Origin of the sequence: Blautia sp. HCP3S3_B11, from assembly GCF_052064435.1 — a bacterium.
Taxonomy (GTDB): domain Bacteria; phylum Bacillota; class Clostridia; order Lachnospirales; family Lachnospiraceae; genus Blautia_A.
Genome location: NZ_JBQHVP010000037.1, coordinates 1 through 8,637, shown reverse-complemented (window position 1 = coordinate 8,637; position 8,637 = coordinate 1). Strand labels below are relative to the sequence as shown.

The following is an 8,637-nucleotide window of genomic DNA, read 5'->3' as shown; positions in this document are numbered from 1 at the left end:
ATCTGCAATGGAAAGCCGCAGAAAACCGGGATTTTTTATGATTTTATTTCGTTCTTTTTTCTTTAGGTGGAAAAATTACTGGAAGTTCACAACTACATTTCAAATTTCAGTTTGGTGTAGTCGGTATCTCTCTGCTCTTTGAGGTCGGCGTATTCCTGCTTCCATTTGGAGATAGAGAATGACATCACCGACATATTTCTCATTGGCCAGTATGGTTTCGATGGTACGCTTCGACCAGGTGCTTTTTCCTCTGGAAGTCAAAATTCCCTTTTCTTCCAGATACTTCTTAATCCCGCCGATACTATATCCATCCAGGTACATCTGGAATATCTGCCGTATGACTTCTGCCTCCGGCTCGTTGATTACCAGGCTGCCATCTTCGGCATTGCTGTATCCGTAGCATTTTCGATTATAGAGCTGAGCATCCGGGTTCTGGGCTGCCTTATCCAGGCTCCACTTGATATTCTCACTCTTGTTCTCAGACTCGCCCTGGGCAATAGCGCCATGAAGGCTGATTGCAAGTTCCGCTTCCTTGTCAAAGGAATACAGCTGCTCATTCTCAAAGTAGACCGGGACATTCATCTTTTTCAGTTCCCGAACAATAGTCAGAACATCTACCGTATTTCTGGCAAATCGGCTGATGGACTTGGTGTACACAAGAGTCACTCTCCCGGCTCTGCAATCGTCCAGGAGCCGCATTAAATTCTTACGGTTATCTGATGTCCTGCCGGACTGAATGTCCAAATAGACGTCATACAGCCGCGCCTGCTGGCTATTAGCCACATCCTCAATAAGGCCGGAAAGCTGATGACCAGCGCTCACGACTTGTGTTTTACTTGCAGTGCTGACCCGGCAATAGATGCCAACCTCATACCTTGACGGCGGTAATGGCGGATGCTGTTTCAATTTTTTAACGATAGCCATAATGCCCTCCTGCGTTATCGTTATAGAGTACACCCGTATAGGCTGTTCTCATTATAACTCAGATTAGGCTAACTGTATATAAGAATGTAAAAATCATTGAAAATAAAGGATTTTGGAGTACAGATAACAGCCTACTTTGCATTCATCGCAACCACCATTTTGATACAATCCAACGGTTGCACCCCCTAATGCACCCCCCAAATACAAGGAGATGCATCCCCCTCTATCCGGGCATTGGATTAGGCTACTCTTCATTTTCTGGGAAGATGCTGAGTAGTCTTATCTTTCATAAAAAAAGAGATATTACAGCGCTGGGGAAGCAATATCTCTTTCTTCTTATTATAATTCACTTGTCAAGCCTAAACCAGGAAAATACTTCCATCTATGTATGCGCTAACGCAACTCACCTGTCCAGATTCCGTGCAATGGTTTTGATTACCTCGTCCATCACGATCGGCTTTGAAAGATGCCCATTCATTCCGGCATCCAGAGAAGCCTGAACATCCTCGGCAAAGGCGTTGGCTGTCATGGCGATGATCGGTATTGCAAGGGCATCCGGACGATTTTGTATCCTTCGGATAGCCTTAGTGGCCTCATAGCCGTTCATCTGCGGCATCATGATATCCATGAGGATCACATCGAAAGTACCTGCCGGGTTGTCCGCAAAAAGGCCCACAGCCTGTTTTCCGTCTGCAGCCCGAGTTACTGTCATTCCCAGCTCTTCCAATTGTATTTCTGCGATTTCCGCATTGAGATCGTTATCCTCCGCCAAAAGCACCCGGATACCACACAGGCTATCCTTCCTTTGCGGTATCTCCTGCTGGACAACATTTTCCATGTCGGTCAGTTCCATAGGAAGTTCCACCGTAAATGTTGAGCCACTGCCTTTTTTGCTCTCAACCGTGATGGTGCCGCCCATCAGATCCACATACTGCTTCGTAATAGCCATGCCCAACCCAGTGCCCTTGTATTGGGTTCTGGCTCCAGTTTCCTCTTGTGCAAAGTCATCAAAAACCTTTTCCAGAAATTCCTCACTCATTCCAACGCCAGAATCTGCGATGCGATACCGGACAACGATATGACGATCATCCCCGCCGGGGCGGTAATCCGTTTCAAAACGGATACTGCCTCCATCCGGGGTAAACTTCACAGCGTTGCTGAGGATATTCACCAGTACCTCCCGGATTCGCACAGCATCCGCCAGAACATAGGGGGTATCCAGTTTTGCTCTGTGGACAGTAAAGGACAGACTGCGATCAATGAGGAAGCCATTGGTAATATCCAAAACCGCATCGATCACTTTGGTAATATCCACAGGAACAGGTGTATATTTTGTTTTACCGCTCTCAATACGGCTAATGTCCAACACATCGTTTATGAGCATCAGCAGATGTTCGGAGCTCTCTCCAATTTTTTCAAGGCAGCTGCGCACCTCCGGTTCCGCAGGATGTCTTAATGCGATATTGGTAAACCCAATGATGGCATTCATAGGCGTTCGGATATCGTGAGACATATGGTTCAGGAATGTGGTTTTTGCGATATTCGCACTCTGGGCCTGCTGTACGGATTCTTCCAGCAAAGCGTTCTTCTCCTTGAGACTGGCTGCAAGGGCGGCGCGTTCCTGCGCAACCTTTCGCATTCTTCGGTTGCTTCCGAGTATCACAACGATCACCGTTCCAACACCCAAAATGACAGCGATCAAGGCAACCAAAAACCAGGGGTTGTTCCTGACAAACTTCGCCAAAGTAACATCCGGCTGCACATAGCGAGTGTACTTTTCCACAAGCTCGTCCATCACAAGGGACTGATCTGCTTTCAGGCATTTATTCAAAATGCTGAGGAGTTCATGATCTGTTGTTGGGCGGATCGCAACAGACAGGTCGGAGGCAGGCGTATTGACGATGTGAAAGATCAACTCCCCGTCAGGGTCCTGATTAACGAACTTTTCAGCCATATAGGTATAAACATAGCAGGCATCTGCGGTTCCATCCTTGACCGCCTGCAATGCCTCGATTCGGGAATCAAAGGTGATGGTCTGAACATTTTTTGCGATATCGGCATCAATGCCGTCATACATCTGATTATAGGCAACGGCAATCGATTGGATTTCCCCTCGAAAGTCCTTCTTTGTCACGCAGGACATGGTCAGCTGAATATAGGGTTCTGTGAAAACACCACTGTCTTCGTTTAACAGAGTGCTTCTCTCCGGGCTGATGTCCATGTAGACATCAACTTCGTTGTTTTGCACCCAGTCGTAATATTGCGCACGGCTTTCCGCAGCCATAACGGTATAGGGAAGCCCTGCCATCTCCATCAGATTGGCAAAGTAATCCGGTATGATTCCCACCAGTTCCCCATTTTCCACATAGGAGTAGGGGTTTCTGTCCGGCTGCGCAGTGGCGGTAATGACCTTTTCGCCGGATTGGACGGCACGGATATATTCCCGCTCTTCCGGAGTAAAGGTAAGTTCACTGTCCTGGTTGTTGGTGGTGTATTTATAAAAGAGTTTGTTTCTCCAGTCTCCCTCGTTCTGATCCATCTGGTCGATGCCCCTGTTGATCTCCTCCAGAAGATTGGCATCCTCTTTCCGAACGATACAATAGAATTCTTCCAGGGCAAACCGTGCAACGATTTTTTCGTCCGTATGCTTTCGCAGGCTGCTGGCAACAATTCCGTCAACCTCCCCGTTCCGGAGAGCCGCAGTCAACTCCGATTCATCCGCATACTCCACTGTCTGATAGGAAAAACCCTTCTCCTGCGCCAATGCAGCCAGGTCGCCATTGCGGCTGTTGCCGCTCAGAACGCCGATGGTCATTCCGTCAAAGCCGCCGTAATCATTCAGACCAAAGCGGTCGTCCCCCGAACGGACGCACAACTCCGCATTGCTGGTGCCGATGGAAGCAGAAAAGGCAAATTCCTTTTCTCTTTGACTGGTTTTTCTTGCAGATGTCACCATGTCAATCTCACCGGAGCGCAGCATCTCCTGCATTTCCTGCCAGCTGTTTTCGTAGCCGATATATTGGTAGTTCAGATTTGTGTATTTACGAAGAAGCTGAAGAAAATCGAATCCGTACCCTCTTCCATGGGTTCCATCCTCGTCCTGGTAGACCTCATGATACCCCGGAAAAGCAAAATAACCGACGCGGATCGTTTTGGTTTCAGCCTCTGACGCATATACTGTGGCGGGAAGAAGCATTGTCATGAACACAACAAGGCACAATATCCCGGTCACGATTCTTTTTCTCCAGGTTGTATTCCTGGCTATTCTTTTATCCATGATCTATTTCCTTTTCAAAAAGTAGAAGGATCGTGTACAGTTTGTGTCTTTCATCCTTGTCTGTTTCAATTACCTTGTCATAAATAATTCCTGCAGCACCTGTATAACCTGGTCAATCTCAATCGGTTTTGACAGGAAACCACTCATTCCACATTCAAGCGCCGCCTTGCGATCTTCGTCAAATGCATTCGCTGTCATTGCCAAAATCGGGATATTGGCCAGAGCCGGTTCAGCAAGACCGCGAATATGCTTTGTAGCTTCATGACCGTTCATGACAGGCATTTGAATATCCATCAAGATCGCATCATAATGACCGGGTTTGGATGCGGTGACCTTTTCCACCGCTACTAAGCCATTATCCGCCGTGTCAATCAAAAAGCCGTATTCGCAAAGGATTTCCTGCGCAATTTCCTGGTTGAGAATATTATCTTCCACTAAAAGCAAGCGCTTTCCCTTAAAGTCCGCCACTTCATCCAGCATGGGCAGGATACTATCATCCTGTTCCTTTGAACCACCGATTGCTTTCGTCAATGCTTCTCTTAAATCAGACATAAACATCGGCTTTGAGCAGAAGGCGGTCACACCCGCTTCGATTGCTTCTGCCTCAATATCAGAAACATCATAAGCAGTAAGTATGATAACAGGCGTATCATCTCCAAGACGGCGAATCTGCCTGGTCACCTCTATACCATTCATGTCCGGCAGCCGCCAGTCGATGATGTAGGCATGGAAGGCGTCATCCCGCTCGAAAGCGTTCTTTGCCCGCAGCACCGCTTCCTTGCCGGAAAGGGTCCAGTCGGAACGCATACCCACCTGGGAGAGCATCTTTGTGACGCTATCGCATGTATTATAGTCATCATCTACCACCAATGCTTTCATACCATCCAGTTCAGGGATTTTCTCGATGTTACGGCGTTCTAACTGAAGCTTCAGCACCAGCTGAATGACAAACTCTGTGCCCTTGCCCTGTTCCGTTTTCACCTCAATGGTTCCGCCCATCATGTCCACGATATTTTTTGAAATGGCCATACCCAGACCGGTGCCCTGAATCTTGCTGACGGTGGAGGTGCGTTCACGCTCAAACGGCTCGAATATTTTTTTGGCAAATTCCTTGCTCATGCCGATACCGGTATCCTTCACACGAATTTCGTACAGCCCCTTGCCCTTCGGTGCCCCGGGAAGCTGAGCTACCCGGACAGAAACCGTGCCGCCGGCGGGGGTAAACTTGATGGCATTGGACAGCAGGTTCAGCAGCACCTGATTCAGGCGGGTCTTGTCGCAGAATACATCCACATCGGTTACATCCATGACATCCATGTAAAGTTCCAATTGCTTGGCATGAATCTGACCGCTGATGATGGTCTTGATATCATGAAGGATATCCGACAGGTTAGCTTCCGTCTCCTCCAGGTTGATTTTACCACTCTCGATTCGGCTCATATCCAGGATATCATTGATGAGAGAAAGCAAATGATTACTGGAGGACAGAATCTTGGAAAGATAATCTTTGATTTTATCTTCGTTTGATGTATTTGCGGATGCCAGCGTAGCAAAACCGATGATTGCATTCATAGGTGTTCGGATATCATGAGACATATTGCTCAAAAATACCGATTTTGCTTTGGTAGCCTGTTCAGCCATATCCAAAGCATCCTGAAGGGTTTTTCGCCTTTCCTCTTCTTCCTTTTTTGCTGCATCGATTACTCTTGAAGAGTATACGAGCCTGTTCTGGTTGTTTTCATCATTTACCATTACCGCTTCTGCGGCGATCCAGTGTTTTTCTCCGTTAAGCATAATAGAGAATTCTCGGTACTCATACCTGTGTTCTTTCCTTGCCAGTTTCTTCAGATTTGAAACACCAAAACAAGCCCTGTATTCTTCCCGATATTCCATATCAATGATTTCAGCAAAGGAGTCAATGAGTTCTGAAAAAGTTGGAGCCTGCGCAAGCATGTAGCCCTCATGCTGAATCTGGGAAATAACCTTGTAGGAGTCTGCAGCCAGATCAACACCTAAGACTACTGTCTTCACTTCGGAATTCGATGCGATAATCATTTGCTTTTCGAGAATGTTTTCCTGTTCGATTCTCTTTTGATTCTGGTGTTCTCTGATTAAAAGCATCCCAATCAGGAATAAAAAGCCCAAAAAGATGATTCCCGAAAGAATAAAAGTCTGACCAAGTATATTCTGCGTCTGTTCGGTGATAATATCCTTCTGGACAACAGATACCAAAAGCCACTGTGTCGACTCAATGGGCGAAAAATAGTACAGCTTATCCAGCCCGTTATATTTGAGTAGTGTCCAGCCGGATCTGCCTTCTTCGACCAGTTTCTTCACTTCATTGATTGTGGATTGCTCATTCTCTGCTTCATTCTCAAAAATTACAAACAAATTGTGAGAAGTTTTGTTTCCGCTCGTAGTTACGGATCGAAATAGGATATCTCCCTTTCCATCAATCATGTATGAGTGACCGCGATTTTGGAAAAAGGATACGGTAAAGGCATCGTTTAAATCATTAACAGGGATTTCTCTGATCATGCATCCGGTGACACCATCCTGGAATGTCATCGTTTTCGTTAGTGCGATAACACGCTTACCACTGTTATCGCTCAGAAAAGGAGCCACAATATTTATTGTTGTGTCTTCGTTTTCTGGAAGTTCCTTGTTGTAACTGTTCTCTGCCGGATAGGTGGCTGATCCCAAAAGCAGCGTGGTCGAATACTCCTTTGAATCGAAACCATTCAACAAAAAGCTGATGGTGTCCGTGTCTGTAGAATCCAGACTTTCCAGCGCATTAACCTGTACCTGTAAACTGCGTTTTTCTGCATTGATCTTTCCGGCCACCATATCTGAAGCGCGGTCAGTATTCTCAATAATCGTAGACAGGGAGCTATCCCACAACTCTGTTCTGACATCATTCACATAGTACAGACCGTACAAGAGTACCCCAACAAGTAATAAAAGACCGGAGGCAACTATGAGCGAATATCCAGTTCTCTTTCTATTTTTCTTCACCATAGTTACCTCCCAAAATTAATTCTCAGTAATGTATTCCTGAATACTATTATCAATCTCACCAATAACAGTTACTTTGTCGCTTCCATTCAGAAGAGATTGGCTTGCGTCCTTCGTCACATCCCAAATAGGAAGATTCAATCTTGCGTCTGTTCCAATGACCACTCGGCCTGCTTCAAAACACTCCACAACCGGGTGAATCTCCTTTATAGAGGATTCCTTTCCGTTCTTCAACGGGGAGATGGAACATTGGTCATCACAGAATGCCTGCAGGTTTTCTGCCTGGGTAAAGTATTCCACAAACAGTTTGGCTTCTTCGATATGCTCACTATCAGAATTCACAGATAGACGCACATCAGGGTTAATGACGATCAAACCACCATCATCCAAAACGGGCAGCGGATGAACTTCATAGGCAAATGTTGCACCAAAGTCATTCTTAACACGATTAGAAGCCCAAGCACCAGTCAGCATGAACGGATTCTCACCTTTTGCAAAGGCTTCCAGATCGCCAGAAGTCTTTTGGGTTTCTGCTGCGACTGCCGCATCTACATATCCCTTCTGGATAATTTCTTCAACAACGGTAAGTCCGGCATCCAGGCTTTCGCCTAATCCAACTTTTCCAGAATTCAGATCCGTAAACAGCTGTCCTTCTGTGCCGTTCTGATACTCGTCAAAGTAAGAGACACCGATAGCCATTGTCTTCAATGAAATATCATTATTTGCAACGATAGGGGTAATACCTTGTTCAAGGAAGTAATCACAAACAGTTTCAAACTCCACAATGTTTGTAGGAACACTCTGATTGTGTTCTTTCAGCATATCCATATTGCAATATAAGCCAAAAGAAGATACTGTAGTCGGAAGCCAGAAGATACCGTCTTCAGATACAAACTGGTTCTTCTGATCCTCTGTATAGCTGTCAATGGTGGATAAGCCCGTCAGGTCAGCTACCTGTCCCTTTGCATGAAGTTCAAGCATCGTATCATGGTTTACCATGAAAATGTCATCTCCGGTGCCGTTTTCCATACGCTTATTCAGTGTATCATAGTAGTCAGTACCTTTGATAGACTCGTAAGTGATGACAATGTCGGGATGGTCCTTCATGAAAGAACTCATAATGCTTTCAATAACATGAACATTGCTTTCATCCGCTTTGTTTCCAAAGAAGGTCAAAGTAACCTGCTCCTTCTTTTCTTCTCCGACAGTTTGTACCTTATTCGTGGAATTTGAGGAGCAGCCTGCGAGACAACTCATCAGCATAGTCATAGCCAGTATTCCTGCACCAATCTTTTTTCTAAATACCATTTTTCTTTCCTCCATTGGTAATTAACTAAGACTTCCCATACCCCAAATGGGCTTCGCACCTTGAAAATTCAATATTTCAGCTAACAAAATAGCAATTTATGCCATCGCAGTCC

The 8,637-nt window shown here is 45.8% G+C and carries 4 protein-coding genes; all 4 read right to left on the bottom strand.

The features are described 5' to 3' along the window. Positions 1-99: 99 nt before the first annotated feature. Complete coding sequence (locus ACTNC0_RS17910; protein WP_441088451.1) at positions 100-924, bottom strand: recombinase family protein; 825 nt, start codon at positions 922-924, stop codon at positions 100-102. A gap of 403 nt (positions 925-1,327) precedes the next feature. Beyond that, on the bottom strand, positions 1,328-4,201 hold the full coding sequence (locus ACTNC0_RS17905) for a transporter substrate-binding domain-containing protein (protein ID WP_441088450.1): 2,874 nt from the start codon (positions 4,199-4,201) through the stop codon (positions 1,328-1,330). 69 nt (positions 4,202-4,270) lie between these two features. After that, a complete protein-coding gene (locus ACTNC0_RS17900) occupies positions 4,271-7,219 on the bottom strand; it encodes a response regulator (protein WP_441088449.1) in 2,949 nt (982 codons plus the stop codon). A gap of 15 nt (positions 7,220-7,234) precedes the next feature. Continuing rightward, a complete protein-coding gene (locus ACTNC0_RS17895) occupies positions 7,235-8,524 on the bottom strand; it encodes an ABC transporter substrate-binding protein (RefSeq protein WP_441088448.1) in 1,290 nt (429 codons plus the stop codon). Between the last annotated feature and the right edge of the window lie 113 nt (positions 8,525-8,637).